Source organism: Pseudomonas sp. Marseille-Q5117 (assembly GCF_946901175.1).
GTDB lineage: Bacteria > Pseudomonadota > Gammaproteobacteria > Pseudomonadales > Pseudomonadaceae > Aquipseudomonas > Aquipseudomonas iranensis.
This window is the reverse complement of the sequence record NZ_CAMPPP010000006.1, coordinates 248,261-274,727: the sequence shown is the minus strand read 5'-3', so window position 1 is coordinate 274,727 and position 26,467 is coordinate 248,261. Positions and strand designations below refer to the sequence as shown.

Sequence of the window (26,467 nt, the reverse complement as noted above, 5' to 3'; positions counted from 1 at the left end):
CCCCTTCGCGAGCAGGCTCGCTCCCACCTTCGAAATGCAATCCCCTGTGGGAGCGTGCCTGCTCGCGAAGGCGGCCTCACCGGCAACAATGATGTTCAGGTTAAACTCATCTGTAACTTGATTTAACACACTCGCGGGTATATACACGCATCATGCTTCCTTCTCAGTGTTTGTGCACCAACCTGCGTCGCGCCGCGCGTGGCGTCAGCAGGCATTACGACGGCGCTCTCGACGGCTTCGGGATCAACGTTGCCCAGTATTCTCTGCTGTGCAATCTGCAGCGGCTGGAGCAACCGAGCATTTCCGAACTGGCAGAGGCCATGGGCCTGGATCGCAGCACTTTGGGGCGCAACTTGCGCGTGCTCGAGGGCGAAGGTCTGGTGGCGCTGGCCGAAGGCGAGGACATGCGCAACCGCATCGTGCGCCTTACCGAAGCCGGTGTGCAACGGCTGGCAGCGGCATTGCCGGCGTGGGAAGCGGCGCAACAGCGGCTGATCGACCGTCTCGGTGCCGAGAAGCGCGAAACCTTGCTCAAATTGCTCGACGAACTGGCCTGACGCCGGTTTTTTCGCGCTCAAGCGGGTATATACCCGCGACTGGAGAATAACAATGACATCGATGTGGCGTACGTGCGGTTGGGTGTTGCTGGGGAGTGCGCTGATCCTGGCGTTGTCATTGGGCGTGCGCCACGGGTTCGGTCTGTTCCTGTCGCCGATGAGCGCGCAGTTCGGCTGGGGTCGCGAAGTGTTTGCCTTCGCCATAGCCCTGCAAAACCTGATCTGGGGCCTGGCGCAGCCGTTCACCGGCGCGCTGGCTGACCGCTTCGGCGCGGCGAAAGTGGTGCTGGTCGGTGGGATCCTCTACGCGGCGGGCCTGGTGTGCATGGGCCTGTCTGATTCGGCAGTGACTCTGTCACTCAGTGCCGGCCTGCTGATCGGTATCGGTCTTTCGGGCACTTCGTTTTCGGTCATTCTTGGTGTTGTGGGTCGTGCTGTGCCGCCAGAGAAACGCAGCATGGGCATGGGTATCGCCAGCGCCGCCGGTTCGTTCGGCCAGTTCGCCATGTTGCCGGGCACGCTCGGTTTGATCGGCTGGCTCGGCTGGTCGGCCGCGCTGTTGGTGCTGGGCCTGTTGGTGGCGATGATTGTGCCGCTGGTGAGCATGCTCAAGGACAAGCCGCTGCCGGTGCTTGGCCATGAACAGACTCTTTCCGAAGCGCTGCGTGAGGCCTGCTCGCACTCCGGTTTCTGGCTGCTGGCGTTCGGCTTTTTTGTCTGCGGTTTCCAGGTGGTGTTCATTGGCGTGCACCTGCCGGCGTATCTGGTCGATCAGCATCTGCCGGCGACAGTCGGCACGACGGTGTTGGCATTGATCGGGCTGTTCAACATTTTCGGCACGTACACCGCTGGCTGGCTTGGTGGACGCATGTCCAAACCGCGCCTGCTGACGGCGTTGTATCTGCTGCGCGCGGTGGTGATCGTGCTGTTCCTGTGGTTGCCGGTGACGACCACCACGGCGTATCTGTTCGGCATGGCCATGGGCTTCCTGTGGCTGTCGACGGTGCCGTTGACCAACGGTACGGTGGCGACCTTGTTCGGCGTGCGCAATTTGTCCATGCTCGGTGGCATCGTCTTTCTGTTCCATCAGCTCGGCTCGTTCCTTGGCGGTTGGCTGGGCGGGGTGGTGTACGACCGAACCGGGAGTTATGACTTGATCTGGCAAGTGGCGGTTCTCTTGAGCCCGCTCGCGGCGGCGCTGAACTGGCCGGTGCGCGAGCGTCCGGTGGCCCGCCTGCAAGCCGCTGCGAGCGCAGCATGAACCGGATATGCACGCGGGTCGTTGTTGTCGCACTGGCGGCAGCGCTGTTGGCGCTGGTGTGGTGGGGCTGGCAGCGCGGCGGTCTGGCGCTGATGCAGTTGGGCATGAGTATTTGCTAGATGCCAGCGTGGCGAGTAACGTCGAAGCCTGATGACTGCCCAAGGAAATTCGACATGTTGATGCGCTGGTGTGCTGTTCCCGCGTTGCTGATGGCGTTGACTGGCCTGGCCCAGGCCGCCGATTGTCCTGAGCTGCTGCAAGGCTCGCTGCCCAAGCTGCGCGCCAAGGAATCCATCGATCTGTGCAAGCAGTACGCCGACAAGCCGCTGGTGGTAGTCAATACCGCCAGCTTCTGCGGTTTCGCCCCGCAGTTCGAAGGCCTCGAGGCGCTGAACAAGCGCTACAAGGCGCAAGGGCTGGAGATGCTCGGCGTGCCGTCCAATGACTTCAAGCAGGAGTCCAAGGACAGCGCCGAAACCGCCAAGGTCTGCTACGCCAACTATGGCGTGACCTTCAACATGACCGAGCCGCAGAAGGTTCGCGGCGACGACGCCACGCATCTGTTCCAGGTGCTGGCCGCGCAGAGCAATGCGCCGAAGTGGAATTTCTACAAGTATGTGGTCGACCGGCAGGGCAAGGTGGTGGCGAGTTTTTCCAGTTTGACCAAACCGGATGATCCGGAATTTATTGCGGCGATCGAAAAGGCCATTGCCTCCAAGCCGCTGAAGCCCTGATTAATGCTGTTCTCTGTGGGAGCGGGCCTGCTCGCGAAGCGATGTGTCAGTTAGCACATCAACATCTAACATACCGCCTTCGCGAGCAGGCTCGCTCCCACAAGGGTGATTTTGTCGTTCCAGTGAAAAGTTGCAGGCAAGAAAAAGCCCCGCCTCTGTAAAGAGAGCGGGGCTTTTTGGTGGGCGAGGGGTTAGCCTCGCCACGGTGCATCAGAAGCGGTAAGTCGCGCCGACACCGAAGCCGTTTGCCGAGTTTTCATACTTGGCATCGTAGGTCTGGCCACGCGCGTTTTCGTTGCGGATGTTGACCGACTCTTCTTTCAGGTACGAGTACGCGACGTCGATGGTCAGGTCGTCAGTCGGGCTCCAGCCGGCACCGATACTGAAGATGGTGCGGTCGCCAGTCGGGATGCGTGGCGAGCGGTCTTCGTTATTGGTTGGCGACTGGTCGAAGGTCAGACCGGTGCGCAGAACCCATTCCTTGTTCAACTGGTACGAGGTACCCACGGCGTAGGCCCAGGAGTCATGCCAGTTCTGGTCTTCGTTGATCGTACCGAACTGACCGGCCAGCAGAGGCTGCACCCCGGAGTTCTTCACGGTGATCTTGTCCAGCTGGCTCCAGCGGGTCCAGGTGGTACCGGCGTAGACGTTCCAGCGATCGTTGATCGCCTGGGTCACCGACAGGTCAACGGATTCCGGCGTGGTGATCTTCAGCGAAGCGTCGTACTTCTGGTTGGCGCCAACGCCCACGAGTGCCAGGGCGTTGTAATTGACCTTGGTGTTGCCTTCGAGCTTGTAATCGACCTTGGAGTGATAGGTCAGGCCGACACGTGTGGTGTCGGTGGCCTGGACCAGCAAGCCGACGTTGTAACCCAGTGCGGTGTCGTCGCCCTTGATCTTGACCTTGCCGTCCGGCAGCGCCTGAGTGATCGACAGGTTGGATTCCAGCGAGCCGTCGATGCGGTTGATGGTCGGGCCGAAACCGATCGACACCTTGTCGTTGAAGGCGTAGCTGACGGTTGGCTGGAAAGTGATGACTTGCACTTCGGACTTGCTGCCGAAGTAACGACCGGCGAAGCCGTTTTCGTAATCCGTGATCAGACCGAACGGTACGTACACACCGAGACCGAATGCCCAGTGGTCATCGATCGGTTTTACATAGAAGCCCATCGGTACGGCAGTGAGGGGCACCATGTCACCCTTGTTGCTGCCGCCATTAGGGCTGGAGCTGGTATCGCTGATATCGGTATGCGCATCGACCAAGGCGACGCCGCCGGTGACTTGTTCGCGCTTGATGCGCGCCATGCCGGCCGGGTTGCCATAAACAGTGCTTGCGTCGTCGGCAGAAGAAGATCGCCCGGCAAAACCAGTCCCCATCCCACTGATGCTTTGTTCGTTGAGGGCAAAACCTGCCGCAAAGATTTGTGTGGAAGCAAGGGTAACGGCGAGGCTAAGGGTGGTTTTGAGCATGACTTTTTTCATTATTAGAACTCCTGGTGATCACCGGGGCGAAAATTACCAACATTTTCGTCCCAGCGCTATAGCCTGTATGCCTTGAGTTAGAGCGGTTTTGTAGGACAATCCGACCAAAATGGCGACCTGATGCGAGAACTTGTGAAACCGCCCGGTCAGCAAGCGACCTGATTCAGCGGTGAAACACAGGTTTGCCGGGCATAGGTGAAGTCGCGCAAACGGCCTTGCGGTTGAAAGGTCTGGCGCCAGATACGCGCCATGCCGAGCAGGTCGGTCGGAGCGGGGAGGGTGGGGTTTTGTTCTTCTACCAGCAGCCAGGCGATGGCCGTGGCGTAACGCAGGTTGACGGTCAGTTCCAGATGCGGGCCGCTGAGGAACGCATGCTGACTGGCTAGGCCGCGTACCAGGCTGGCGCGCTCCGGATCGAGCGCCAGATAATCGTCCCAGAGGGCCTGATGGCGATGCTCGGCAATCCGGTAGAGGCCGTGGCCACGGCGGTCATGCAGGGCAGACCCGAGGGCGGACTGGCTGGCGGCGATACCCAGCAGCAGGGATTCGGCAGTTGCGCAGTGGCGTCCCAGATAAATCAGTGTGGGACGGATCACATAGCGGCACAGTTCGCTGGCAGCGATACCCATAACACCCTCGGTTCTTGTTGTTGAGGGCGAGTCCTGAAGGGGCCTTGGCAGCAGTGGATCGACTCAGGCTCGCCGCAAGCGGGTCAAGCCGCTTGAGTTGAAGTGTAGTGTCATATTCAGCGTGTAAAGGCCTGTTTTTAAAATATTTCCGCCATCGCATTCCGGGCGTTAGATCGGAACATGCTTAGAAGCGCAGCGCTAAAAGTGAAATATCAGGCAATAAAAAGCCCCGCTTTTCAGCAGGGCTTTGCTTTTGCAGCCTGTCCGGCTTTCAGGCAACCAGTGCCTGACGGGTACGCTCGATCACGGCCTGCAGCGGTTCGGCGCTGGAGTATTGATCGGGGTACAAACGCTCGCTGTGACGAGCGATGCCGTGTTCATTGACCACGGTGAAGCTGAAGCAGCCTTTGCGAGCGGCCATGATCAGGCAGTTCATTGGAGCAAAAGCGTTGGTTAGGGTGCGAATGGCATCCTGAGTCTGGATTTGAGTAGACATAGTTATTAGGTGTTCCTACAAATGACACGGATAAGAACCGTGCAACGTTAAAACGTTCCAGTAACGTTGATCACCATTGATCGAACGAAGAACCCGACTGGAACAAAGCAGCCAGTTTGAAGCGCTGATAAATGTGCGCGCTTGGGCTGGCAGGTAGGTACTTAGGAGGACAGGCATCACAGCGAGGGCAAAGGTTCTGGGCCCGGGGTGAAGATCCTGATCAATTTGCAGGTTGGTTCGGTCAGAGTAAGTGTTCTTCGCAACGCCCTTTGTTTTCGTTCAAAGGCAGCGTCGTCGCAAGATTTACCTGGAAACCATCGAGGGGTCGTTCCCGCTTTTTTCGGCAGTGTCTTCCTGTTGGAAGTTGACCGTGGGGAGATGTTCGACCGGAATTGACTTTCAGCTTGGTACTAACGCCGCGGATAGTAACGGATCCGTTCGGGCGAAGCAAACCCCCTGACCAAAAAAAGGATCACAGGGAAAGGTCGTGTCGCACCGTCCGTCGGCGTGCATGCTTTTCGCAGAGCCTCTCGGTCGCTCGCAGCTACGCAAAATGACCCGAAAAAGCGCACGCATATAACCGGCTCACAGGTACTTGTGCACATTAGTTGCGCAGAGCGTAACGCAACTGTCACATCGATCCTGACTCCAGTCGCTGCCTGTATCAAAAGTTTAAGTCAATGAAAAATATCGTCTTTTTTTGTTGGTGAAAAAATCGTCAGTTTGACTGCGAGCCCCATTCCATAAGGCTTTGCGGGGATCGTAGAGCGGTTGTCCACTGACTTATCCACAGCTTCTGTGGATTGTCCCTAGCGCTTGCTCTAGCACGGGCGTGCCGGGTTTTTTTCGACTTTACCTGTAAGAAAAAGAGAGTAAAGTGGCGCGCCTTCCGATCTGTCCCGCAGTGCTTTATGAAGTTTCGCTCAGTATCAGACTCTGTTACCTCCAACCCGACCTCTGTTACCGCTCCCAAGCGTTTTTCCGTGCGTGTGGCCGAATGGCTGCTCGATGCGCCGCGCCTGAGCGACAGTCCCAGCGCCAAGCACCTGGCCGGCCGTCTGCTCAAGCAACCGGCCCGTGAAGGTGTGGTCGCTGCACAGAGCCGTCTCGGCCAATTGATTTGCCGGGAGTGCGGCAATGCCCGTGACCGGCGTATCGGTCAGGAGTTGCTGCGTCAGGCCGCCCGTGCCGGTGACCGTCGCGCGCAGCAGGAACTCGGTCTGATCCAAGCCTGCGCTCTCCTAGCCCTGACACCTTGGTTATCCTTCAGGCTTTATCCGATTGGCAGGAGTCGCTATGGCTATGGACTTGACCAGCGTATTGCTCGGTCTTGCGGCGGCAGGGTTGCCGCTGTTGGCGCTGGCTTGGCAACTGCAACGCAGGGCCAGCAACGCCCAGGCCGATCTGGCCTTGCTCGAAGAGCGCCTGGCGATGGCGCAACTGGCCCAGGACGGCCTCACCGCGCAGCTTGAAGCGAGTCGCGATGAGATCGCCGACCTCGGTCAGGCTAACGCCGCCAAACAGGCAGACCTCGCCGCCCTGCGCCGCGAAGTCGAATTGCTGCAGATCGAGCGCGACGACGCCCGCGACGCCTCCCACGCCTGGAACCTCGAACGCGCCAACAAGGACGCCGAGTTACGCCGCCTCGACGCCCACGCTGCCTCGCTGAGCGCCGAACTGCGAGAGCAACAGGAAAGCCATCAACAACGTCTCAACGACCTGCAAGGCTCTCGCGATGAACTGCGCGCGCAATTCGCCGAGCTGGCCGGCAAGATCTTCGATGAGCGTGAGCAGCGCTTTGCCGAAACCAGCCAGCAGCGGCTCGGGCAGTTGCTTGATCCGTTGAAAGAGCGCATCCAGTCCTTTGAAAAACGCGTTGAAGAAAGTTATCAGGCCGAAGCCCGCGAGCGCTTCTCGCTGGCCAAGGAGCTGGAGCGTTTGCAGGCGTTGAACCTGCGTCTGAGCGACGAAGCGACCAATCTGACTCGCGCGCTCAAGGGCCAGAAAACCCAGGGCAATTGGGGCGAACTGATCCTCGAGCGCGTTCTTGAGCACGCGGGTCTGGAGAAGGGCCGCGAGTATCAGACTCAGGTCAATCTCAAAGGCCCGGACGGTGAGCGCTTCCAGCCCGATGTGATCATTTATCTGCCCGGCGACAAGCAGGTGGTGGTCGACTCGAAAGTCAGCCTCACGGCCTATCAACAATATGTTGCGGCTGATGACGACACGTTGGGGCAGGTCGCGATCAAGCAGCACGTATTGTCGCTGCGCAATCATGTCAAAGGTCTGGCCGGCAAGGATTACAAGCGTCTGGAAGGCTTGCACAGCCTCGATTTCGTTTTGCTGTTCGTACCGATTGAAGCGGCATTTTCTGCGGCATTGCAGGCTGAGCCGTCGCTGTTTCAGGACGCTTTCGACCGCAATATCGTGATCGTCAGTCCGACAACGCTGCTGGCCACGCTGCGGGTGATCGACAGTCTGTGGAAGCAGGAACGGCAGAGCCAGAACGCCCGGGAAATCGCCGAGCGCGCGGGCTGGCTGTACGACAAGTTCGTGTTGTTTATTCAGGATCTGGACGAAGTGGGCAATCGTCTGCAGCAACTGGACAAGGCTTACAGCTCGGCGCGGAACAAGCTGACAGAGGGGCGCGGTAATCTGGTCAGCCGCAGTGAGCAGTTGAAGTTGCTCGGTGCGCGGGCGAGCAAGAGCTTGCCGGCGGATTTGCTCGAGCGGGCGATGACGGATGTTGATGGGTTGGTTGAGTTGCCTGAGTAAATTCAAAGGCTCGTTTTTTTCTGGCTGATTGGGGGCATATCCGTTGCTGCGGTCGTGGCGGCTGGCGGTTTCGCCCTTACGGCGACTCACTTTTTTTACAAACGCCTAAAAAAAGTAAGCAAAAAAACGCTTGCTCCTACGTTCGGCCCTCGCAAGCTCGGGTCCCTTCGCTCCGGGATCGATCCGGGCGCAGCGGCTACGGTTTGCTTCGCTGCACCTCCTTCCGCTGTGTACGACTGCGTCGTACGGTCGCTGCGCTCCCACGCCCGGATCAATCCCTCCACTCAGCCTTCCGACGTCGCCGGTGGATCAAAAGCAAGATCAAAAGCACTCGAGCTAACGCTCATTGTTGAGTGGGGCGGCTGCGCCGCGGGCAGCTTCGCTGCTTTGCTTTTCTATGGGAGCGAGCCTGCTCGCGAAGGCGTCTGCAAGATCACTCTCTACAACGGCAAATACCGACTCAGCAGTGCCCGCAATGCCGCCGGCTTCACCGGTTTGGCCAGGTAATCCAGGCCCGCCGCATGCACTTGCGCCACGGTCTCCGGGCGTCCATCCGCGCTGATGACCACGCCTGGCACGGGTTCACCCAGGCGTGTGCGCAACCAGGCCATCAGCTCTGTGCCGGTGTCGCCGTGGTCGAGGTGATAATCGACCAGCGCCAGTTGCGGCCGCACGCCTTCATTCAATATCGCTGCGCATTCTTCGCGATTGCGCGCCGTCCACACTTGGCAGCCCCAGCGGCTCAACAGGCTGTTCATGCCGATCAGGATGCTGTCTTCGTTATCGATGCACAGTACCTGCGCGCCGCTGAGCAGTTTTCCGTTCAGTTCCACCGTGGCGCTAACTGGAGGCGTTTGCGTGCGGGCGATCGGCACTGTCACGCTGAACACACTGCCGCGCCCCGGCCAGGAGCGAACGCGCAGGGTATGCCCGAGCACGCGGCACAAGCCATCGGCGATCGCCAGACCCAGGCCCAGGCCTTTTTCGGCGCGGGTCTGGTGGCTGTCGAGGCGTTTGAATTCTTCGAAAATCACTTGCTGCTTGTCTTCCGGAATGCCCGGGCCGCGATCCCAGACTTCCAGGCACAGTTCGCCACCGCGCCGACGCACGCCCAGCAGCACCGGGCCTTTGGCGTATCGGAACGCGTTGGTGAGGAAGTTTTGCAGAATCCGCCGCAGCAGTTTGATGTCGCTGTCGATGCGCAATTGACTACCGCGCACCCGGAACGTGAGCTTTTGCTCTTGGGCCAGCGCCTTGAATTCTGCGCCGAGGGTGTCGAACAGTTCGTTGACGGCGAAGGGTTTGCGATCCGGGTTGATCTTGCCGTTTTCCAGGCGCGAGATGTCCAGCAGATCGCTGATCAGGTCTTCCGCCGAACGCAGCGAGCTGTCGAGATGTTGCACCAGCTGCTGCGCCTCTGCGCTCAAGCCTTCATTCTGGTGGGAGAGGGCGGCGGAGAACAGTCGCGCGGCGTTCAGCGGTTGCATCAAGTCGTGGCTGACGGCGGCGAGGAAGCGGGTTTTCGACTGGTTGGCCGCCTCGGCGTTGCCCTTGGCTTCGGTGAGCGCGACGTTGAGTTGCGACAATTCCTGGGTGCGTTCGCTGACCCGTTGCTCCAGCCCTTCGTTCGCCTCGGTCAGCGCCTGTTCGGCTTCACGGAACGCGGTAATGTCGGTGAAGCTCATGACAAATCCGCCGCCGGGCATCGGGTTGCCGATCAGCTCGATCACCCGGCCGTTGGGGAACAACCGTTCGGAAGTATGCGCGCGGCCCTGACGCATCCAGTGCAAGCGTCGCGCGACGTGCACTTCTGCTTCGCCGGGGCCGCACAAGCCGCGTTCGGCGTTGTAGCGAATGATGTCGGCAATCGGCCGGCCGACGCTGATCAGGCCGTCGGGGTAGTTGAACAGCTCCAGATAACGCCGGTTCCACGCCACCAGTTTCAGCGACTGGTCGACCACGCTGATGCCCTGGGTGATGTTCTCGATCGCGCCTTGCAGCAGCGCGCGGTTGAACTGCAGCACTTCCGAGGCTTCGTCAGCGATTCGGACTACGTCCTCCAACTGCATTTCCCGACCTTCGATGGCGGCCTTTACTACGGCGCGCGTCGAAGAAGCGCCGAGGACACCGGCGAGCAAGCGTTCGGTGTGGGCAATCCATTCGCTGTCGGCGTTCTGGTTGGGGTTGAAGCCCTTGCCCTGACGGTAGGCGAAGCGAATGAAGCTCTGCCGCGCGCGTTCTTCGCCGACGAAACGCGCCGCCAGTTGCAGCAGATCGTCGATCTGTACCGCCAGCATCGAACGAGCATTAGGTCGTGCGCTGATTTCCTGACCGATAAAACGCCCGGCCTGCCAGTGCTCGGAAACCCGCGTGCGCGACAGCACCGAGACCCAGGCGAACAGGGTGAAATTACCCGCCAGCGACAGCACCACGCCTTGGGTCAACGGGGTGATCGGCAGGTTCAGCGGATTGCTGTGCAGCCACGCCAAGCCGGGGAAGCTCGCCAGTGACCAGCCGAGACTGTGCGCGGCAATCGGCAGCACCAGTGTGTAAAACCACAGGAAAGTGCCGGTGGCGAGGCCGGCGAACACGCCCCGGCGGTTGGCCTGTTTCCAGTACAGCGCGCCAAGCATCGCCGGGGCCAGTTGCGTTACCGCCGCGAAAGCGATCTGGCCGATGGTCGCCAGGCTCGCGGTCGAGCCAAGCAAGCGATAACTGACATAGGCCAGCAGCAGAATCACCACGATGCTCACGCGGCGCACCGAGAGCATCCACTGGCGGAACACCTCGAACGGGCGCTCGGCGTTGTTGCGGCGCAACAGCCACGGCAACAGCATGTCGTTGGAAACCATGGTCGACAGCGCGACGCTGGCGACAATCACCATGCCGGTCGCTGCCGATGCGCCGCCGATAAACGCCAGCATCGCCAGCGCCGGATGGGCCTGGGCCAGCGGCAGGCTGATCACGAACGAGTCGGGCAGCACATCACTGGGCAGCATCATCTGACCGGCAAGGGCGATCGGTACTACAAACAATGCGGCCAAAGCCAGATAGGCGGGGAACACCCATTTCGCCAGTCGCAGATCCTGCGGGTCGATGTTCTCCACCACGGTCACGTGAAATTGCCGCGGCAGGCAGATGATCGCCATCATCGCCACGCCGGTCTGCACCACCATCGATGGCCAGTTGATGGTTTCCTTCCAATACGCCTCAAGGCGCGGGGCGAGCATCGCCTGATTGAACAGGTCGTCGAAACCGTCATACAGGCCGTACGTGACGAAGGCGCCGACGGCGAGAAAGGCGAACAGCTTGACCAGCGATTCAAAGGCAATCGCCAGCACCATGCCACGGTGGTGTTCGGTGGCGTCGAGGTTGCGCGTACCGAAAACGATGGTGAACAACGCCAGCACCAGCGACACGATCAGCGCCGTGTCCTGGGCGCGGGTGCCCATGGCATCGGCGCCGGCGCCGATCAACAGGTTCACGCCGAGGACGATGCCTTTGAGTTGCAGGGCAATATAGGGCAACACGCCGACCAGACAGATCAGCGCCACCACCACCGCCAGCGATTGCGATTTGCCGTAGCGCGCGGCGATGAAGTCGGCGATGGAGGTGATGTTCTCCTGTTTGCTGATCATCACCATTTTCTGCAGGACCCACGGCGCGCCGACCAGCAGCAGGATCGGCCCGAGGTAGATCGGCAGGAATGACCACAGTTGTTCCGCCGCCTGACCGACCGCGCCAAAGAACGTCCAACTGGTGCAGTAAACCGCCAGTGACAGGCTGTACACCCAGGCGCGCACCCGTGGCGGCAACGGCGTGCTGCGACGGTCGCCGTAGAAGGCGATTGCGAACATGATGGCCATGTAGGCCAGGGCAACGACGGCGATCAGCCCGGTGGACAACGACATGCAGCACTCCCGACAAAAGACTCCCCGGCACTCCTGCCTGGGCGGACAGTCTCGCACGCGCGCGGCGGTTAGTCAGTGTCGATCAAGGTCGTGGCGTGGTGGGGTGTCGCAGGCGGGGTACCGGGTGGTTCTTGTGGTGACTGGGAGGACCTCTTCGCGAACAGGCTCGCTCCCACAATTGGAATGCATTTCCTTGTGGGAGCGAGCGCGTCAGTCCCGACGCAGCGCAATATCGATCAGGCGATGGAGCTCTTCAATCTCCAGCGCCGTGGCCGAAAACAGAATCCGGAACACCACCGGCGCCACCACCAGATTGATCAAGCGATCGACACTCGGCGCCTTCTCATCGGGATAGCGATCGACAATGGTCTGCAACTGCGCACCAATGATCGCCACGCAATAGCCCGGCGTAGCGCTGGCCTGCACGTCGCGCATCATGTTGCGCCCGACCTCTGAACTCATCTCGTCAAGATACTGCTCGGCCCACGCACGGATATCGCCGCGCAGGCTGCCAGTGTTCGCCGGCTCGCTGTCCGGGCGCATGCGGGCGAGGGCGACGTCCGCCAGCAACGCCGCCAGATCACCCCAGCGTCGATAAATCGTCGACGGCGTTACCCCCGCGCGGGCGGCGATTTGCGGGACGGTCACGGTGGAACGTTCCTGCTCTTGCAGCAGCGCATTGACCGCCGAATGAATCGACTCCTGCACCCGGGCACTGCGGCCACCGGGGCGTAAACCTTCTTTAATAGCCATGCGGCAGACCTTAACACAAAGAATTTGCTTTAAGCGCTGGGCGGTAGCACACTGCGCAAAAGCAAAAAATTAGCTTTTGTGGAGTGTGCCCATGACCAGCCCCTTGAATAGTGTCGCTTCCCACCGGTCGAGCTTGTGGTTTCTGGCGATCACCTTACTCAGTTTTCTCGCCGCTTCCACCGCGCCGACGCCGTTGTATCACTTGTATCAGGATCAACTGCATTTCTCGGCAGCGATGTTGACGCTGATCTTCGCCGTTTACGCTTTCAGTCTGTTGGCAGCGTTGCTGACGGTCGGTTCGCTTTCCGACCATCTCGGACGCAAACCGGTGATCTTTACCGCCGTGTTGCTCAATGCGCTGGCCATGTTGCTGTTCATTTATGCCGACAGCGTGGCTTGGCTGATCAGCGCACGAGTGTTGCAGGGTTTTGCCACTGGCATGGCCACTGCCGTATTGAGCGCAACGCTGCTCGATACCGACCGGCAGCAGGGGCCGCTGATCAACAGTGTCGCGCCGTTACTCGGGATGGCTCTGGGCGGTTTGGGTTGTGGCTTGCTGGCAGAATTTGCGCCGGCGCCGTTGCAGCTGACTTACTGGTTACTGTTGGCACTGTTTGTGTTGCAAGGCGTGTATGTCTGGCGCCTGCCGGAGAGTGTCTCGCGGCAAGGTGGGGCGCTGGCGTCGTTGCGACCGACCCTGCACGTGCCGGTGCAAGCGCGTTCAACGTTGTGGCGGGTGCTGCCACTGAACACCGCAACCTGGGCGCTCGGTGGTTTTTATGCCTCGCTGGCACCGTCGTTGGTGCGCACCGCCACTGGCTCTACCTCCAATCTGATCGGTGGCGCTACGGTCGCGGCGCTCACCGTGACCGGTGCGTTGATGATTTTCATGATGCGCAATCGTCCGGCCGCTCAGGCGTTGCGGCTGGGCGCGAGCTTGCTGCCAATCGGGCTGGTCCTGATCCTGCTCGGTGTGCATGGCGCCAGTCTGTCGCTGTTTTTCTTTGGCACCTTGGTCGCCGGTTGCGGCTTTGGTTCGGGCTTTCTCGGTGCGGTGCGCAGTCTGGTGCCGCTGGCTTTGCCGCATGAACGAGCCGGGTTGATGTCGGCGTATTACGTGCTCAGTTATCTGGCGTTCTGTTTGCCGGCGTTGCTTGCCGGGCACTTGGCGCGCAGTTTCGGGTTGCTGGCGACCACTGATGGTTACGGCGTTGTGTTGATCGTGCTGGCCTTGGCTGCGCTGCTGCTCAGTCTGCGTCCGCAGACAGGCAGAGTTTGCAGCGCTCCTTGAGCGCATGTAGAGACTTATCTGCAAAACAGATAACAGTTAGAGATATTACCCGTTATATCGATATTCGATTCGGATCTACCATGGACTCAACCTCACCAGAGGACAGGAGTTCATGATGATTTGCCCTAACAGTGTCACCCCCGGCTACAAACCTTTCAGCCAGCTGCAGCATCCGCGTGAAGTGATCCGCCAGTTCACGCCGAACTGGTTCGCCGCGACTATGGGCACCGGTGTGCTGGCATTGGCGCTGGCTCAGTTACCGCTGGCCATTCCCGGATTGCGCGCCGTGGCCGAGGGGCTGTGGCTGTTCAACATTCTCTTGTTCAGCCTGTTTACCGCTGCCTACGCCGCGCGCTGGATTTTGTTCTTTGACGAGGCGCGGCGGATTTTCGGTCATTCCACCGTGTCGATGTTCTTCGGCACCATTCCCATGGGCCTGGCGACGATCATCAACGGCTTTCTGTTGTTCGGGCTGCCGCGCTGGGGCGACGGTGTCATTCAGCTCGTTGAAGTGCTGTGGTGGATCGATGTAGCGATGTCGCTAGCTTGCGGTGTGTTGATTCCGTACATGATGTTTACCCGTCAGGAACACAGCATCGATCAGATGACCGCGGTCTGGTTGCTGCCGGTGGTGGCAGCGGAAGTGGCAGCGGCCAGCGGTGGCCTGCTCGCGCCGCATCTGCCCGACGCCCATGGACAACTCGTCGCACTGACCACCAGCTATGTGCTCTGGGCATTCTCGCTGCCAGTGGCGTTCAGCATTCTCACCATTTTGTTGCTGCGCATGGCCTTGCACAAACTGCCCCACGAAAACATGGCCGCGTCGAGCTGGCTGGCGCTGGGGCCGATCGGCACCGGTGCGCTGGGCATGTTGCTGTTGGGCGGTGAGGCACCAGCGATTTTTGCCGCGAATGGTCTGCCCGGCGTCGGTGAAATTGCTTCAGGCCTGGGTCTGGTCGCTGGGATCACGCTGTGGGGTTTTGGTCTGTGGTGGATGTTGATGGCGCTGCTGATCACCGTGCGTTATCTGCGTGACGGCATTCCGTTCAACCTCGGCTGGTGGGGCTTCACCTTTCCATTGGGCGTGTATTCGCTGGCGACGCTGAAACTGGCAAGTATCCTCAACCTGACATTTTTCAGTGTGTTCGGTACGGCGCTGGTGATTTTGTTGGCGGCAATGTGGCTGATCGTCGGCAAGCGCACCGTGCAGGGCGCGTGGCGAGGCGAGCTGTTTGTCTCGCCGTGTATTGCAGGTTTGAAGAAATAATCCGAAAAGTTTAGGTAAGGTGTGGCCTGGATCGTGGTGCGGGATTCCAATAACAAGCACCCAGGCCTCACTACCTAACATCAGGAAACACGGAAGATGAGTCACCCCTCACAGTTCAACCTGTTGCGCACCCGGCGCTTTTTGCCCTTCTTTATTACCCAGTCGCTCGGCGCGTTCAACGACAACGTCTTCAAGCAGTCGTTGATCCTCGCCATCCTCTATCGGCTGACCATCGAGGGCGATCGGTCGATCTGGGTCAACCTCTGCGCGCTGCTGTTTATCCTGCCGTTTTTCCTGTTCTCGGCGCTGGCCGGGCAGTTCGGGGAAAAATTCGCCAAGGACGCGCTGATCCGTCTGATCAAACTCGCGGAAATCGCCATCATGGCCGTAGGATCGATCGGCTTCCTCTTCGATCATCTGTCGCTGATGCTGGTGGCACTGTTCGCCATGGGCACTCACTCGGCGTTGTTCGGCCCGGTGAAGTATTCGATCCTGCCGCAGGCCTTGCGCGACGATGAATTGGTCGGCGGCAACGGTCTGGTGGAAATGGGCACGTTTCTGGCGATTCTCGCCGGCACCATCGGCGCCGGGATCATGATGTCGTCCGAGCACTACGCGCCGGTAGTCTCCGCAGCGATCGTCGGCATTGCCGTGCTGGGTTATCTGGCCAGCCGCAGCATTCCGCGCGCGGCGGCCTCGTCGCCGGAAATGCGCCTGAACTGGAATATCTTCAGCCAGTCCTGGGCGACGCTGAAACTCGGTCTGGGCCAGACACCTGCGGTGTCGCGCTCGATTGTCGGCAACTCGTGGTTCTGGTTCGTCGGGGCGATCTACCTGACGCAGATCCCGGCCTACGCCAAGGAATGGATGCACGGTGACGAAACCGTGGTCACGTTGATTTTGACGGTGTTCTCGGTAGGGATCGCGCTGGGTTCGATGCTCTGCGAAAAGCTCTCCGGGCGCAAAGTCGAGATCGGACTGGTGCCGTTTGGCTCGTTTGGCCTGACCGTGTTCGGCCTGTTGCTGTGGTGGCATTCCGGTGGGATCCCGGACAGCTTCACCGGCCATAGCTGGATTGCCGTGCTGGGCTTCGTGCACACCTGGGCGGTGTTGATCGACATCCTTGGCCTCGGCATTTTTGGTGGCTTCTATATCGTGCCGCTGTACGCGCTGATCCAGTCGCGTACGGCTGAAAACGAACGGGCGCGGGTGATTGCCGCCAACAACATTCTCAACGCGTTGTTCATGGTGGTGTCGGCGATTGTTTCGATCGTTTTGCTGAGCGTCGCCAAGCTGTCGATCCCGCAACTGTTCCTGGTGGTGTCGCTGCTGAACATCGGCGTCAACGCCTACATCTTCGAGATCGTTCCGGAATTCAGCATGCGTTTCATGATCTGGCTGCTCAGCCATTCCATGTACCGCGTCGAGCACCGCAACCTTGAAGCGATCCCGGACGAGGGCGCGGCGCTGCTGGTGTGCAACCACGTGTCGTTCGTTGACGCCTTGCTCATCGGCGGTGCCGTGCGTAGGCCGATTCGCTTTGTCATGTACTACAAGATCTACAACCTGCCGGTGCTGAACTTCATCTTTCGCACGGCGGGCGCGATTCCTATCGCCGGACGCCAGGAAGATATCCAGATCTACGAAAAAGCCTTCACGCGCATTGCCCAGTATCTGAAGGACGGCGAATTGGTGTGCATCTTTCCAGAAGGCAAATTGACCGCCGATGGCGAGATCAACGAGTTTCGCGGCGGCGTGACGCGGATTCTGGAGGAGACGCCGGTGCCGGTGATTCCGCTGGCGTTGCAAGGATTGTGGGGGAGTTTCTTCAGTCGCGATCCGAACAAGGGTTTGTTCCATCGCTTGTGGTCGCGGGTGACGCTGGTGGCGGGGCCGGCGATTACCGAAGGGACGGAGCCGGCGAAGTTGCAGGTGTTGGTGGGGGAGTTGCGCGGATCCGTTAGATAGCTGTTGACTGGACGGCCCTCATCGCTGGCAAGCCAGCTCCCACAGGTTCGATGGTGTACACCAATCTTGTGGGAGCTGGCTTGCCAGCGATGGGGCCGGTGGCTTAAGCGCTGACCTTGAGCCCGATCAAACCCGTGACGATCAACGCCACACTGACCAGCCGAATCAATGCCATCGACTCACCGAACAGAATGATCCCGGCGATCACCGTACCCACGGCACCGACACCGGTCCAGATCGCATACGCCGTACCCAGCGGCAATTCCTTCATCGCCAGACCGAGCAAACCAAGGCTGATGGCCATGGCGGCAACGGTCAGGGCGGTGGGGAGCGGGCGGGTGAAGCCGTCGGTGTATTTCAGGCCGACGGCCCAGCCGACTTCGAACAGGCCGGCGCAAAACAGAATGATCCAGGACATGCAGGACCTCCATCGATTGACGGGGTCGTCCCCAGATTAATGACTCGATCGAGCCGCAGGGTCGTCCCCGCGTTGCGCAATATAGTGACGAGCATTAACCCGGGGATCAAGTTTTCAGCCTCAATCGGCAGCCCGTTGCGCGAGGTTGTCGCGGTCTTCCTTCTCGCTCATGCGCCGGAAGTACGTCGACAGCAGTGCTCCGGAAATATTGTGCCAAACGCTGAACAGCGCGCTCGGCACCGCCGCCAGTGGCGAGAAATGCGCACTGGCCAATGCCGCGCCCAGCCCCGAATTCTGCATGCCGACTTCCAGTGCCAGCGACTTGCGCTGCGCCAGCGGCAAGCCGAACAGGCGCCCGGTGAAGTAGCCGAGCAAGTAACCGAAGCTGTTGTGCAGCATGACCACGGCCATGATCAGCAGGCCGGACTCGGCGATTTTCGCCTGACTCGCCGCGACCACGGCGGTGACAATAATCACGATGCTGACCACCGACACCAGCGGCAACACATCCACCGCATGCCGCACCTTGTCGCCGAGCAGCCGCTGCGCGACCACGCCGAGAACGATCGGCAACAGCACCACTTGCAGGATCGACCAGAACAGCTCCATGAACGATACCGGCAGCCACGCCGAGGCCAGCAGCCAGATCAGCGCCGGGGTCAACAGTGGGGCGAGGAGGGTAGTGACCGCGGCAATCGCCACGGAAAGTGCCAGATCACCGCGTGCCAGCCAGGTCATCACGTTCGAAGAGGTGCCGCTCGGGCAGCAACCGACCAGAATCACCCCGACGGCGATTTCCGGCGGCAGGTGAAACACCTGGCAGAGCAACCACGCCACACCGGGCATGATCACGAAGTGCGCAACCACGCCCAGCGCCACCCGCCACGGATGGCGAGCGACGGCAGCGAAGTCGTCGAGTTTGAGGGTCAGGCCCATGCCGAACATCACCAGACCCAGCAGCGGCACGATCGCGCTTTTCAGGCCGATGAACCACGCCGGTTGCAGGAAGGCCACGACGGCAAAAATCAGAACCCAGTAAGCGAAGGTATTGCCGACAAAGCGGCTGAGTGCAGCCAGTGCGCGCATGGCTTGATCCTTATTTTTGGTTACACCACAAAACATTGTGGGAGCGAGCCTGCTCGCGAAAGCGGTGAGCCAGACACATTAATGTTGTTGGCACACCGCATTCGCGAGCAGGCTCGCTCCCACAGGTTAAATACTCGTCAGTGTCAGATCCCCTGCGGCATCTCTTCCCCACCCAACGCTTCAACCAGCGCCGGCAGGAAGTCGCCGAAGGTCAGCATCATCAGGGTGAAACTGGCATCCAGTTGGCCCAGGGCTTCGTCGCCACCGTCCTGTTCCGCCTGATCCTGCAACAGATCCTCGAATTTCAGGCGTTTGACGGTCATCTTGTCGTCGAGCATGAACGACAGTTTGTCCTGCCACGCCAGCGACAGCTGAGTGACGACTTTGCCGGTGCTCAGGTGCAGCTGGATTTCTTCGCTGGTCAGGTCTTGGCGTTTGCAACGGACGATGCCGCCGTCTTCGTGGGTGTCGCGCAGTTCGCACTCGTCCAGCACATAGAAATCGTCGGCGGCTTTCTGCGTGGTGACCCACTCGGTCATCACCGCAGTCGGTGCCATTTTCACGGTCAGCGGACGCACGGGCAGGGTGCCGATCACTTCGCGCAGGGTCGACAGCAGGTCTTCAGCACGTTTCGGGCTGGCCGAGTTGACCAGGATCAGGCCCTGTTTCGGCGCGATCGCGGCGAAGGTCGACGAACGACGAATGAACGCGCGCGGCAGAAACGCCTGGATGATTTCATCCTTGATCTGGTCGCGTTCCTTCTTATAGACCTTGCGCATCTGCTCGGCCTCGATCTCTTCGACCTTTTCCTTGACCGCGTCACGCACAACGCTGCCCGGCAGAATACGTTCTTCCTTGCGCGCAGAGATCAGCAGGAAATCGCCGCTGACGTGTACCAGCGGCGCATCTTCGCCCTTGCCGAACGGCGCAACGAAACCGTAAGTGGTCAGCTCCTGGCTTGCACACGGCCGCGCCAGTTTGGTCGCCAGTGCAGTTTCCAGCGCCTCGGCGTCGACAGGCAGGTCTTGGGTCAGGCGATAGATCAGCAGGTTCTTGAACCACATGGGGCGAGTCACTCCTTTATACAAAGGGGGGCATTATTGTCTTCGCCGGGGCATAGGCCAACCCTTCACTAAGCCTTTGGAAGGCCTCGGAAAATTATTTAAAAAAGTGCTTGCCAGAGGTGGGGGTGCTCCGTAGAATGCGCGCCACACCGAAGCGAAGGGTGATTAGCTCAGCTGGGAGAGCGTCTGCCTTACAAGCAGAATGTCGGCGGTTCGATCCCGTCATCACCCACCATTCGTTTCAAGTGTTTAGCGCAGCGGTAGTTCAGTCGGTTAGAATACCGGCCTGTCACGCCGGGGGTCGCGGGTTCGAGTCCCGTCCGCTGCGCCATATTCGGTAACCTGGACCACTGAACGCCAGGTCGCCACGGAAAAACCCGCTGAAGCGGGTTTTTTTCTGTCTCAAGGTTGTACCCGCGGGATGTATCGTTTCACCGGTTTTCAGATTTTTTTGAAAAATATTCAATTAAATCAACACTTTACGAAAACCTGTGGCATAATGCGCCCCGTAACGAAGCGAAGGGTGATTAGCTCAGCTGGGAGAGCGTCTGCCTTACAAGCAGAATGTCGGCGGTTCGATCCCGTCATCACCCACCATTCGTTTCAAGCGTTTCGCGCAGCGGTAGTTCAGTCGGTTAGAATACCGGCCTGTCACGCCGGGGGTCGCGGGTTCGAGTCCCGTCCGCTGCGCCATATTCGGTATCTGGAACTGAACGCCAGACACCACAAAAAGCCCGCCTTGTGCGGGCTTTTTGCTGTCTGCGATTTATAAAATCGCCGCGCTACTGCGCCGCATTGCGGGCCTGCCGATAATCGCTCACCGCCTCGTACACTGCCTTGCGCAAGCGATTGATCCCGCCAATCGGCCGATGCGCCTCGATGCCGAACCACGGGTTGAACGACAGGTTGTCGCATTGCAGATTCAGCGCCGGCGTGTCGAAGTCCTGCGCGGGCAGGGTGATCCGCGCCACGGTTTCAAACGGTGCATCCTGCTCACGCCACTCAATGCTCGTGTCCTCGATCGGCATGTATTTGTTCGCGTCCTGGCGCTGGATCTGCAAGGCGAAGCACGCCGGCACCCGATCCGTCGACAACTGCTGATTCAGTGCGCTGCGCAGGAAATTCGGCAAGTCGTGATTCTGTTTGGGCAGCGTATACGCCGGGCAACGCTCCGGATCCGGCACGACGCGGAATTTCGCATTGGCCTCACCGAACTTGTAGGGCGATACCGAGAAATATGTGGTCTCGGTCGGACTGTCCGGCGGCGGTGACAGAGTGGCCAAGGCGATAAACAGATGGCGGACCTGCCAGGTGCGCGGATCCCATGTCGGAAAAAACGCCATGACCTTCTTGCCGTCAGCCTGCGCCGCCACATTCTGACGGTACTCGGCGACATTGCTGACAAAGAAATTCGGATGGCTGAACATCACGAAATCCTGTTCATGCTGCTCCTGGCGATTGCCGAGCAGTTGCTTGCCAGGAACCTCGAACAGCTTGATTGCCATCCCTCGCGCGTCGCGAATGCTGTCGAATTGCGGATAGGCATTGCCGTTGGACAACCGGATCAGCGCCTGCCAGGTCTTGCCCGGCTCGCTGAACACACCCTGTCGCAGCGATTGCGCCAGTTCCGGTAACACCTGCACTTGCGCCTTCACGCAGCCATGCGCCTTGGCGTGAGCATCGCGCAGATAACGCGTGGGTTCGCGGTGCTGGTCGACGATGCGCACTGCGGTTTGGATGACGTCCTGGGTCATCGCCGCTTCGCCTGCTGGAATCTGTTCCTGCGCCGACACCGGCCCGCGATGCTGCCAGGCAAACCATGCGGTGGCGATGGCCCAGCCGAGCATTGCGATGACCAGCAGGATCAGCAGCGTCTTGCCAAGCAAACGCCCCAACCACAGCCAGAAACGCGCGAGTGGCGGCAGTTCTTTTTTGAATGTCGGCATGATCATGGCAACTGCGCCTCCAGTGGACCGCCCAATACTTTCAGGTATTCGAGCAGCGCCCAGCGCTCCTCGGGTTGCAAGAGTCGGCCGATCACCCCGTTGCCGCGAGCGCCGGCGCGGAATTCGTGGCCGCTGTTGCGGTTGCCGCTGATGCGCGTGTCGAACAGAAAACCGTTGGTGAAAGGCTCGGTGCGATAGCCGAGGTGGCGCGGATCGTATTCGAGCGTGCCTTTATAGAAAGTAGTGGCGCGCTCATCCTGCGGTGACAGCAACTGATAGATGCTCGGCACCGAACCGTTGTGCAGAAACGGCGCAGTCGCCCACACGCCAGCCAGCGGTCGGGCCTTGTAAGCCACTTTCTCGCGCACGCCGATCGGCAGGCCGAAACCATCCATGCGCGGTTTTTCTTCCGGCGTGATCTGCGCGTCGCGATAGGCACGGTTTTCCACGAACGCGGTGACGTAAGCCAGGCCCTTGGCCACCGACAATTGGCTCAGATCAAGCGGCTCCTTGGGTTCGGGGTGCAGTTTGACGTCCATCTTTTTCAGCTCATTGACATCCCATTGCAGTGCGCTCAGGTCGAAACGGTGACTGGCAATGTTGTTGGCCGCATTCGGATCGGTGCCGATCACCTCCACGGGAATCATGTGCAAGTGCTGCACCCAGCGTTCGCCTTCCTGCGATTGGCGCGGGACATGGCAGCCGGCGCAGTTTTCCGCGAACAGCGCGCGGCCTCTGGCGGCCAGCGGCTTGTCGATCGCACCGAACAGATCTTCCGGCCAGGTCGGCGGCTTCAGCTGCTGCAAGGTTTCTTCGATAGCGTGCAGATCGCGCACGCGCACGCTGGAGGGATAGCGCGCAGCGCCTTGCAGCGGCTGACCGTTGGCGTCGAAGAAATTCAGCGTGGCACCGACGCCGAGCGCCTCGCCGATATTGCGCGCCATTGGCTGCTGGGCCGAGCCGTTCCACTGCACCCAGTCGAACGTCCACATGTCCCACAGCTGCGGGTAATCCACCGGGGCATCGGCCACGCGGTAGTTGGCAGGGGAAATCGCATCGCCAAACGTAGCGTTGGCAATCCGGCCGAACGCATCGGTGCGCCCCGGGCCTTCCTCGGTCGGATAGAGGCCGCGATGAGTGTCGTTCCAGGCCACTTTGACGAAGGTGTTCAGCGATGTCTTGAACTCGCTGCGCAATTGTTCGCGGCGCGCTTCGTAATCATCTCCGAGCACCTGGCGGGCGAAGCGCTCAAACTTCCATGGGTTGTAGTAAGTCGAGGCGAGACTGGCGACCAGAGCCTGTCCGAAACTGCCACCGCGCAAAGTAGGAACGCTGGAAGGCAACACGTGCTGTGCACTGCCGCCATCGATACGCACGGCCTGGCCTTTGAAGCGCAACTCGCCGGTGTGGCAAGCAGCGCAGGTGATGTCCAGATAGTGCTCGGAGGCGTTGCCGGGACTCTGGTGCCGGGCAAAACCGACGGGGAGGTTGCCGGGATTGTTCGCGCTAGCTTCCTGCCGCGGGTCGACCAGGAAGCCGAAACGGGCGAGATATTCAGGGGAGGCGAAGCGCTGCTCGGAGAAGGGCAATTCCAATGCCTGGAACCACTCGTAACGCAGGCCTTTGACTTGCGTACCTTGGGGCGTGAAGTAGTAGGTCTGCCGTTGCTCTTCGCTCCATTGATCCAGGTAACGTACCTGTTGCGGCGGGGTGTAGAAGGGCAATTTCGGATTGGCGACGTAATAGACGATCACTGCGAGGACGATTACCGCCAGCACGATCAGCAGAGCGAGAACGCGGGATAAGAGGCGCAAGTTGAACATCCTTGTCGAATTGTTGCGCTGTTATGCCTGAGCGGCGCTGGCTGGGCAAGTGGCCATTACGCCAGATACTGAGTCAGGAGCCGACGAGCCTTGTCGTCCGTGAATGACAGAAGCTTCATCCAGCCATCGTCCAAATGCGTTTTAATCCCTGAACTTATCGGAAGATTCCTGCTCTCATGCCGGTAGCCATTGGTCGTGGCGGCCTGATAAGCTCGCGGCTTTACTCGATTGCCCATTCGGCGCATGAACAAGGAAATAGCATGAAACAGCATCGGTTGGCGGCGGCGGTAGCCCTGGTTAGCCTGGTACTCGCGGGTTGTGACTCGCAGACCAGCGTAGAGCTGAAAACCCCGGCGCAAAAAGCTTCCTACGGCATCGGCCTGAACATGGGCAAAAGCCTTGCCCAGGAAGGCATGGATGATCTGGACTCCAAAGCGGTAGCCCAGGGCATCGAAGATGCCGTTGGCAAGAAAGAACAGAAGCTGAAAGATGAAGAACTGGTCGAAGCCTTCGCCTCGCTGCAAAAGCGTGCTGAAGAGCGCATGGCCAAGATGAGCGAAGAGTCGGCAGCCGCCGGCAAGAAATTCCTCGAAGAAAACGGCAAGAAAGCCGGTGTCACCACCACCGCTTCGGGCCTGCAGTACGAAGTAGTGAAGAAAGCCGATGGCCCACAGCCTAAGCCGACCGACGTCGTCACTGTTCACTACACCGGCAAGCTGACCAACGGCACCGTGTTCGACAGCTCCGTCGAGCGCGGCAGCCCGATCGATCTGCCAGTCAGTGGCGTGATCCCGGGTTGGGTTGAAGGTCTGCAACTGATGCACGTTGGCGAGAAGTACAAACTGTACATCCCTAGCGATCTGGCTTACGGCGCTCAGTCGCCAAGCCCGGCAATCCCGGCCAACTCCGTTCTGGTTTTCGACCTGGAACTGCTGGCCATCAAGGATCCAGCCAAAGAAGACGCCGCTGCCAAGTAACACGCAACGGCTCGAAAACAACGCCTCGCACATGCGGGGCGTTGTTGCATCTGCAGGTCAGGGAAGGTAAACAGAGCGAACTGACAGCGATCAGCACAGTCATAGCTTTGAGGCTGCCCGCGCTAGACGCCCTGAGCTGCCAAGTCAATGAAATATTGGGCTTTTTTATGTGAGTAAAAAACGCCCGATCTGAGCGCAGCCCTTATGAAACGGGGCTCTCAGCGCTGAAATGCAGCTCTGTTCACAAGGTTATCCACAATTTGTGTGGATAACATTTCAACGGGAAGAATAGATGAAAGCTCCGTGGAATTTCGCTCGATTCCTGCCGTTGGCCGGTCGCCTGCTGGCCCGTGGACGCCTGCCGACCCTATTGTTTGCCGTGGCCAGCAAAGGCGCCGCGCAAGGCAATCGCTTGGGCAAACTCAAGGATGATCTGCGCTTGCTGCAGTCGTTATGCCTGGCCTACTGGCGTGGCGAGTATCGCGCGATCAGTGCCAAGTCGCTGATTTCGGTGGTGGCGGGCCTGATGTATTTCCTCAGCCCGGTGGATGCCATTCCGGATTTCATCCCCATGTTCGGCATGCTCGATGACATCGCTGTCCTCGCCTGGTTGATGAAAACCCTCGATGACGAACTCAACGCCTTCCGCCTGTGGCGCAAACGCCAGCAACCCGAAAAGCTGGCGGTGGTTGAACGCCTCCCTGATACCCCTGAACAATTGCAGCTGCAAGGCCCGAAAAAACCCTGACTGACCAAGTCTGCCTACAGATAGATACCACTCGCGACCTTAGCCGCTGTTAGGATTACACTTCTAGGGAAAAGTGCCGACTCGCTAAGTGGTGTTGTCCTACGGGGTAGTCATGGATATTCAGATAATTGCACGCGATGGCGAACCCGAATACGCGGTTCTGCCGTGGGCTCAATATCAGGCTTTACTGAAAGCAGCAGGGATCAACGCAACACCGGCGCCGCAGCCAGCAGCGCCGCTCGCCACCTCGCCGGAGCCGATTCTTCCGGGTCTGGATCAATTACGCAGTTTGCGCGAAGGGAAGGGCATCGCCATCGAGGCGCTGGCCCGCACGGTAGGCATCAGCCCGTCTTACCTGGCCATGATCGAAAGTGGTGAGCGTCAGCCCGACGCCGCGATTCGCCGCAGCCTGGCCTGGGAACTGACGGTGCCGGGTTGGAGGGATGAATCGTGAGCGTACGCATCAGCCGTCAACATTGGGACGGATTGCTGGGGGAACTGGACCAGGCGCGCCGTCAGCGCCATCTACTGACCTATCGAGCCTTGCTTGAGCGTTTGCAGCTACCGACTCCGGCGATGCAGACGTTGACGGCTGCACTGGAGCATCTGGCCGCACTGGACGCCAAAGCCGAGCAGCCGTTGCGCAGTTCGCTGGTCATCAGTCAAGGCGCCAGTCGTTTGCCACGTACCGGGTTCTTTGAATGTGTCGAGCGTCTGGGGCGTTTTTCCGGGCCGTCGGATGGCGTCGCGGCGGCTTCCTGGCATGCGTCGGAAGTGGTGCGGGTCTTCGAATACGAATACCCGGAATCGGCGGAGGCCTGAGTGTTTCTGCGGCTCAAGGCGCGGGCCGGTTACTGGCTGGCCCGCCGGCTGTTTCATTGGTCGTGGTTCGTTCGCCAGCCGCGTGGCTGGCGCTGGCTTGAAGGCCAGTTTGCGCGCATGGCCAACCTCGGCAATGTCGATGCTCAAAGCTTTTATGGGCACATTCTGACTTTTCGCGGTGTCGGGCTAGGCGCGCGTGAAGAAGGCGTGCGTCTGCTGCGTCTGGCGGCGTTGGCCGGCGACGGTAAAGCGGCGTATCAAGTCGGCGTCATCAGCCTCGCCGGTACCCCGAGCAAGGCGCCGGATCCCGCTGAGGCCGCTCGTTGGTGGAGCATGGCTGCCAAAGCCGGCCACCCGTTGGCCGAGCTGAAGCTGCAACAGCTGAAGGCTGGTGATTCAACGCAGTAATTCCATGTATGTCTTCTAAGTAAACGCGGCGTGAGGTTTTCCTCACGCCGC

At 59.9% G+C, this 26,467-nt stretch carries 23 protein-coding genes, 4 tRNA genes and 1 pseudogene; 18 read left to right on the top strand and 10 right to left on the bottom strand.

From position 1 onward, the window contains the following. The first annotated feature begins 152 nt into the window (after window positions 1–152). Genes OC605_RS12810 through OC605_RS12795 form a run of 4 tightly spaced genes read left to right on the top strand, consistent with a single transcriptional unit; the run spans window position 153 to window position 2,552 of the window. Window positions 153–557 carry a MarR family winged helix-turn-helix transcriptional regulator gene (locus OC605_RS12810; protein WP_217879566.1) on the top strand — a complete coding sequence of 135 codons (405 nt, stop codon included), beginning with the start codon at window positions 153–155 and terminating at the stop codon, window positions 555–557. Between the two features lie 52 nt (window positions 558–609). After that, window positions 610–1,818, top strand: coding sequence for an MFS transporter (locus OC605_RS12805; protein ID WP_262137479.1), 1,209 nt, complete (start codon window positions 610–612; stop codon window positions 1,816–1,818). After that, the gene (locus OC605_RS12800) at window positions 1,815–1,937 is read left to right on the top strand and encodes a hypothetical protein (protein WP_262137478.1); all 123 of its coding nucleotides are present in this window, start codon (window positions 1,815–1,817) and stop codon (window positions 1,935–1,937) included. The genes OC605_RS12805 and OC605_RS12800 overlap by 4 nt, the downstream gene beginning before the upstream one ends. 54 nt (window positions 1,938–1,991) lie before the next feature. Continuing rightward, window positions 1,992–2,552, top strand: a complete 561-nt coding sequence (locus OC605_RS12795) for a glutathione peroxidase (protein ID WP_071171497.1) — start codon at window positions 1,992–1,994, stop codon at window positions 2,550–2,552. A gap of 210 nt (window positions 2,553–2,762) precedes the next feature. Here the strand turns inward: OC605_RS12795 and OC605_RS12790 are convergent, their stop codons facing one another. From OC605_RS12790 to OC605_RS12780, 3 genes are all read right to left on the bottom strand, one after another. Beyond that, window positions 2,763–4,034, bottom strand: coding sequence for an OmpP1/FadL family transporter (locus OC605_RS12790; protein WP_262137477.1), 1,272 nt, complete (start codon window positions 4,032–4,034; stop codon window positions 2,763–2,765). A gap of 146 nt (window positions 4,035–4,180) precedes the next feature. Continuing rightward, entirely contained in the window at window positions 4,181–4,663 is a 483-nt protein-coding gene (locus OC605_RS12785; protein ID WP_262137476.1) for a hypothetical protein, read from the bottom strand. 271 nt (window positions 4,664–4,934) lie between these two features. Then, window positions 4,935–5,159 (bottom strand): hypothetical protein, encoded by a 225-nt coding sequence (locus OC605_RS12780; protein WP_016773719.1) that lies wholly within the window; start codon window positions 5,157–5,159, stop codon window positions 4,935–4,937. Between the two features lie 911 nt (window positions 5,160–6,070). Between OC605_RS12780 and OC605_RS12775 the strand changes: the two are divergent. Together OC605_RS12775 and rmuC are read left to right on the top strand one after the other, a co-directional pair. Beyond that, window positions 6,071–6,388 (top strand): annotated as a pseudogene (locus OC605_RS12775) (sel1 repeat family protein); the annotation flags it as partial. 181 nt (window positions 6,389–6,569) lie between these two features. Beyond that, entirely contained in the window at window positions 6,570–7,934 is a 1,365-nt protein-coding gene (gene rmuC / locus OC605_RS12770) for a DNA recombination protein RmuC (RefSeq protein WP_166554593.1), read from the top strand. Between the two features lie 440 nt (window positions 7,935–8,374). Here the strand turns inward: rmuC and OC605_RS12765 are convergent, their stop codons facing one another. Further along, window positions 8,375–11,845, bottom strand: a complete 3,471-nt coding sequence (locus OC605_RS12765) for a PAS domain-containing hybrid sensor histidine kinase/response regulator (protein ID WP_262137475.1) — start codon at window positions 11,843–11,845, stop codon at window positions 8,375–8,377. Window positions 11,846–12,055: 210 nt separating this feature from the next. Next, a complete protein-coding gene (locus OC605_RS12760) occupies window positions 12,056–12,598 on the bottom strand; it encodes a TetR/AcrR family transcriptional regulator (RefSeq protein WP_223630086.1) in 543 nt (180 codons plus the stop codon). A gap of 103 nt (window positions 12,599–12,701) precedes the next feature. Between OC605_RS12760 and OC605_RS12755 the strand changes: the two genes are divergently transcribed. The 3 genes from OC605_RS12755 (at window position 12,702) to OC605_RS12745 (ending at window position 17,124) form a co-directional block, all read left to right on the top strand. Then, window positions 12,702–13,889 carry an MFS transporter gene (locus OC605_RS12755; RefSeq protein ID WP_262137506.1) on the top strand — a complete coding sequence of 396 codons (1,188 nt, stop codon included), beginning with the start codon at window positions 12,702–12,704 and terminating at the stop codon, window positions 13,887–13,889. A gap of 115 nt (window positions 13,890–14,004) precedes the next feature. After that, window positions 14,005–15,156, top strand: coding sequence for a TDT family transporter (locus tag OC605_RS12750; RefSeq protein ID WP_186565885.1), 1,152 nt, complete (start codon window positions 14,005–14,007; stop codon window positions 15,154–15,156). A 96-nt stretch (window positions 15,157–15,252) separates the two neighbouring features. Beyond that, window positions 15,253–17,124 (top strand): MFS transporter, encoded by a 1,872-nt coding sequence (locus OC605_RS12745; protein ID WP_262137474.1) that lies wholly within the window; start codon window positions 15,253–15,255, stop codon window positions 17,122–17,124. 103 nt (window positions 17,125–17,227) lie between these two features. On the opposite strand, the gene sugE is transcribed toward OC605_RS12745, so the two are convergent. The 3 genes from sugE to rdgC form a co-directional block, all read right to left on the bottom strand. Then, complete coding sequence (gene sugE, locus OC605_RS12740; RefSeq protein WP_024012188.1) at window positions 17,228–17,542, bottom strand: quaternary ammonium compound efflux SMR transporter SugE; 315 nt, start codon at window positions 17,540–17,542, stop codon at window positions 17,228–17,230. 120 nt (window positions 17,543–17,662) lie between these two features. Then, window positions 17,663–18,628 (bottom strand): bile acid:sodium symporter family protein, encoded by a 966-nt coding sequence (locus tag OC605_RS12735; protein WP_041479525.1) that lies wholly within the window; start codon window positions 18,626–18,628, stop codon window positions 17,663–17,665. Window positions 18,629–18,771: 143 nt separating this feature from the next. After that, window positions 18,772–19,692 (bottom strand): recombination-associated protein RdgC, encoded by a 921-nt coding sequence (gene rdgC / locus OC605_RS12730; protein ID WP_024012190.1) that lies wholly within the window; start codon window positions 19,690–19,692, stop codon window positions 18,772–18,774. A 159-nt stretch (window positions 19,693–19,851) separates the two neighbouring features. Here rdgC and OC605_RS12725 point away from each other — a divergent pair. From OC605_RS12725 to OC605_RS12710, 4 genes are all read left to right on the top strand, one after another. After that, a tRNA-Val gene (locus tag OC605_RS12725) sits at window positions 19,852–19,927 on the top strand. A 19-nt stretch (window positions 19,928–19,946) separates the two neighbouring features. After that, a tRNA-Asp gene (locus tag OC605_RS12720) sits at window positions 19,947–20,023 on the top strand. A 190-nt stretch (window positions 20,024–20,213) separates the two neighbouring features. Continuing rightward, window positions 20,214–20,289: transfer RNA gene (locus OC605_RS12715), tRNA-Val, on the top strand. 19 nt (window positions 20,290–20,308) lie between these two features. Further along, window positions 20,309–20,385, top strand: a tRNA-Asp gene (locus OC605_RS12710). Window positions 20,386–20,474: 89 nt separating this feature from the next. On the opposite strand, the gene OC605_RS12705 is transcribed toward OC605_RS12710, so the two are convergent. Together OC605_RS12705 and OC605_RS12700 are read right to left on the bottom strand one after the other, a co-directional pair. Continuing rightward, window positions 20,475–21,644, bottom strand: coding sequence for a catalase family protein (locus OC605_RS12705; RefSeq protein ID WP_262137473.1), 1,170 nt, complete (start codon window positions 21,642–21,644; stop codon window positions 20,475–20,477). Continuing rightward, a complete protein-coding gene (locus tag OC605_RS12700) occupies window positions 21,641–23,452 on the bottom strand; it encodes a cytochrome c (RefSeq protein ID WP_262137471.1) in 1,812 nt (603 codons plus the stop codon). The genes OC605_RS12705 and OC605_RS12700 overlap by 4 nt, the downstream gene beginning before the upstream one ends. A 269-nt stretch (window positions 23,453–23,721) precedes the next feature. Between OC605_RS12700 and OC605_RS12695 the strand changes: the two genes are divergently transcribed. From OC605_RS12695 to OC605_RS12675, 5 genes are all read left to right on the top strand, one after another. After that, complete coding sequence (locus OC605_RS12695) at window positions 23,722–24,438, top strand: FKBP-type peptidyl-prolyl cis-trans isomerase (RefSeq protein WP_016773732.1); 717 nt, start codon at window positions 23,722–23,724, stop codon at window positions 24,436–24,438. A 292-nt stretch (window positions 24,439–24,730) separates the two neighbouring features. Continuing rightward, entirely contained in the window at window positions 24,731–25,186 is a 456-nt protein-coding gene (locus OC605_RS12690) for a YkvA family protein (protein ID WP_016773733.1), read from the top strand. 112 nt (window positions 25,187–25,298) lie between these two features. After that, entirely contained in the window at window positions 25,299–25,640 is a 342-nt protein-coding gene (locus tag OC605_RS12685; protein WP_016773735.1) for a helix-turn-helix domain-containing protein, read from the top strand. After that, window positions 25,637–26,008, top strand: a complete 372-nt coding sequence (locus OC605_RS12680; protein ID WP_003223109.1) for a hypothetical protein — start codon at window positions 25,637–25,639, stop codon at window positions 26,006–26,008. The genes OC605_RS12685 and OC605_RS12680 overlap by 4 nt, the downstream gene beginning before the upstream one ends. Further along, on the top strand, window positions 26,009–26,416 hold the full coding sequence (locus tag OC605_RS12675; protein ID WP_262137467.1) for a sel1 repeat family protein: 408 nt from the start codon (window positions 26,009–26,011) through the stop codon (window positions 26,414–26,416). Window positions 26,417–26,467: the final 51 nt, after the last annotated feature.

Coding starts and splice junctions, on each gene's coding strand:
- OC605_RS12790 (WP_262137477.1), bottom strand. CDS start 4,034: ATGAAAAAAGTCATGCTCAAAACCACCCTTAGCCTCGCCGTTACCCTT.
- OC605_RS12685 (WP_016773735.1), top strand. CDS start 25,299: ATGGATATTCAGATAATTGCACGCGATGGCGAACCCGAATACGCGGTT.
- OC605_RS12800 (WP_262137478.1), top strand. CDS start 1,815: ATGAACCGGATATGCACGCGGGTCGTTGTTGTCGCACTGGCGGCAGCG.
- OC605_RS12750 (WP_186565885.1), top strand. CDS start 14,005: ATGATTTGCCCTAACAGTGTCACCCCCGGCTACAAACCTTTCAGCCAG.
- OC605_RS12705 (WP_262137473.1), bottom strand. CDS start 21,644: ATGATCATGCCGACATTCAAAAAAGAACTGCCGCCACTCGCGCGTTTC.
- OC605_RS12695 (WP_016773732.1), top strand. CDS start 23,722: ATGAAACAGCATCGGTTGGCGGCGGCGGTAGCCCTGGTTAGCCTGGTA.
- OC605_RS12760 (WP_223630086.1), bottom strand. CDS start 12,598: ATGGCTATTAAAGAAGGTTTACGCCCCGGTGGCCGCAGTGCCCGGGTG.
- OC605_RS12735 (WP_041479525.1), bottom strand. CDS start 18,628: ATGCGCGCACTGGCTGCACTCAGCCGCTTTGTCGGCAATACCTTCGCT.
- OC605_RS12810 (WP_217879566.1), top strand. CDS start 153: ATGCTTCCTTCTCAGTGTTTGTGCACCAACCTGCGTCGCGCCGCGCGT.
- OC605_RS12805 (WP_262137479.1), top strand. CDS start 610: ATGACATCGATGTGGCGTACGTGCGGTTGGGTGTTGCTGGGGAGTGCG.
- OC605_RS12785 (WP_262137476.1), bottom strand. CDS start 4,663: ATGGGTATCGCTGCCAGCGAACTGTGCCGCTATGTGATCCGTCCCACA.
- OC605_RS12780 (WP_016773719.1), bottom strand. CDS start 5,159: ATGTCTACTCAAATCCAGACTCAGGATGCCATTCGCACCCTAACCAAC.
- rdgC (WP_024012190.1), bottom strand. CDS start 19,692: ATGTGGTTCAAGAACCTGCTGATCTATCGCCTGACCCAAGACCTGCCT.
- sugE (WP_024012188.1), bottom strand. CDS start 17,542: ATGTCCTGGATCATTCTGTTTTGCGCCGGCCTGTTCGAAGTCGGCTGG.
- OC605_RS12765 (WP_262137475.1), bottom strand. CDS start 11,845: ATGTCGTTGTCCACCGGGCTGATCGCCGTCGTTGCCCTGGCCTACATG.
- OC605_RS12745 (WP_262137474.1), top strand. CDS start 15,253: ATGAGTCACCCCTCACAGTTCAACCTGTTGCGCACCCGGCGCTTTTTG.
- OC605_RS12690 (WP_016773733.1), top strand. CDS start 24,731: ATGAAAGCTCCGTGGAATTTCGCTCGATTCCTGCCGTTGGCCGGTCGC.
- OC605_RS12795 (WP_071171497.1), top strand. CDS start 1,992: ATGTTGATGCGCTGGTGTGCTGTTCCCGCGTTGCTGATGGCGTTGACT.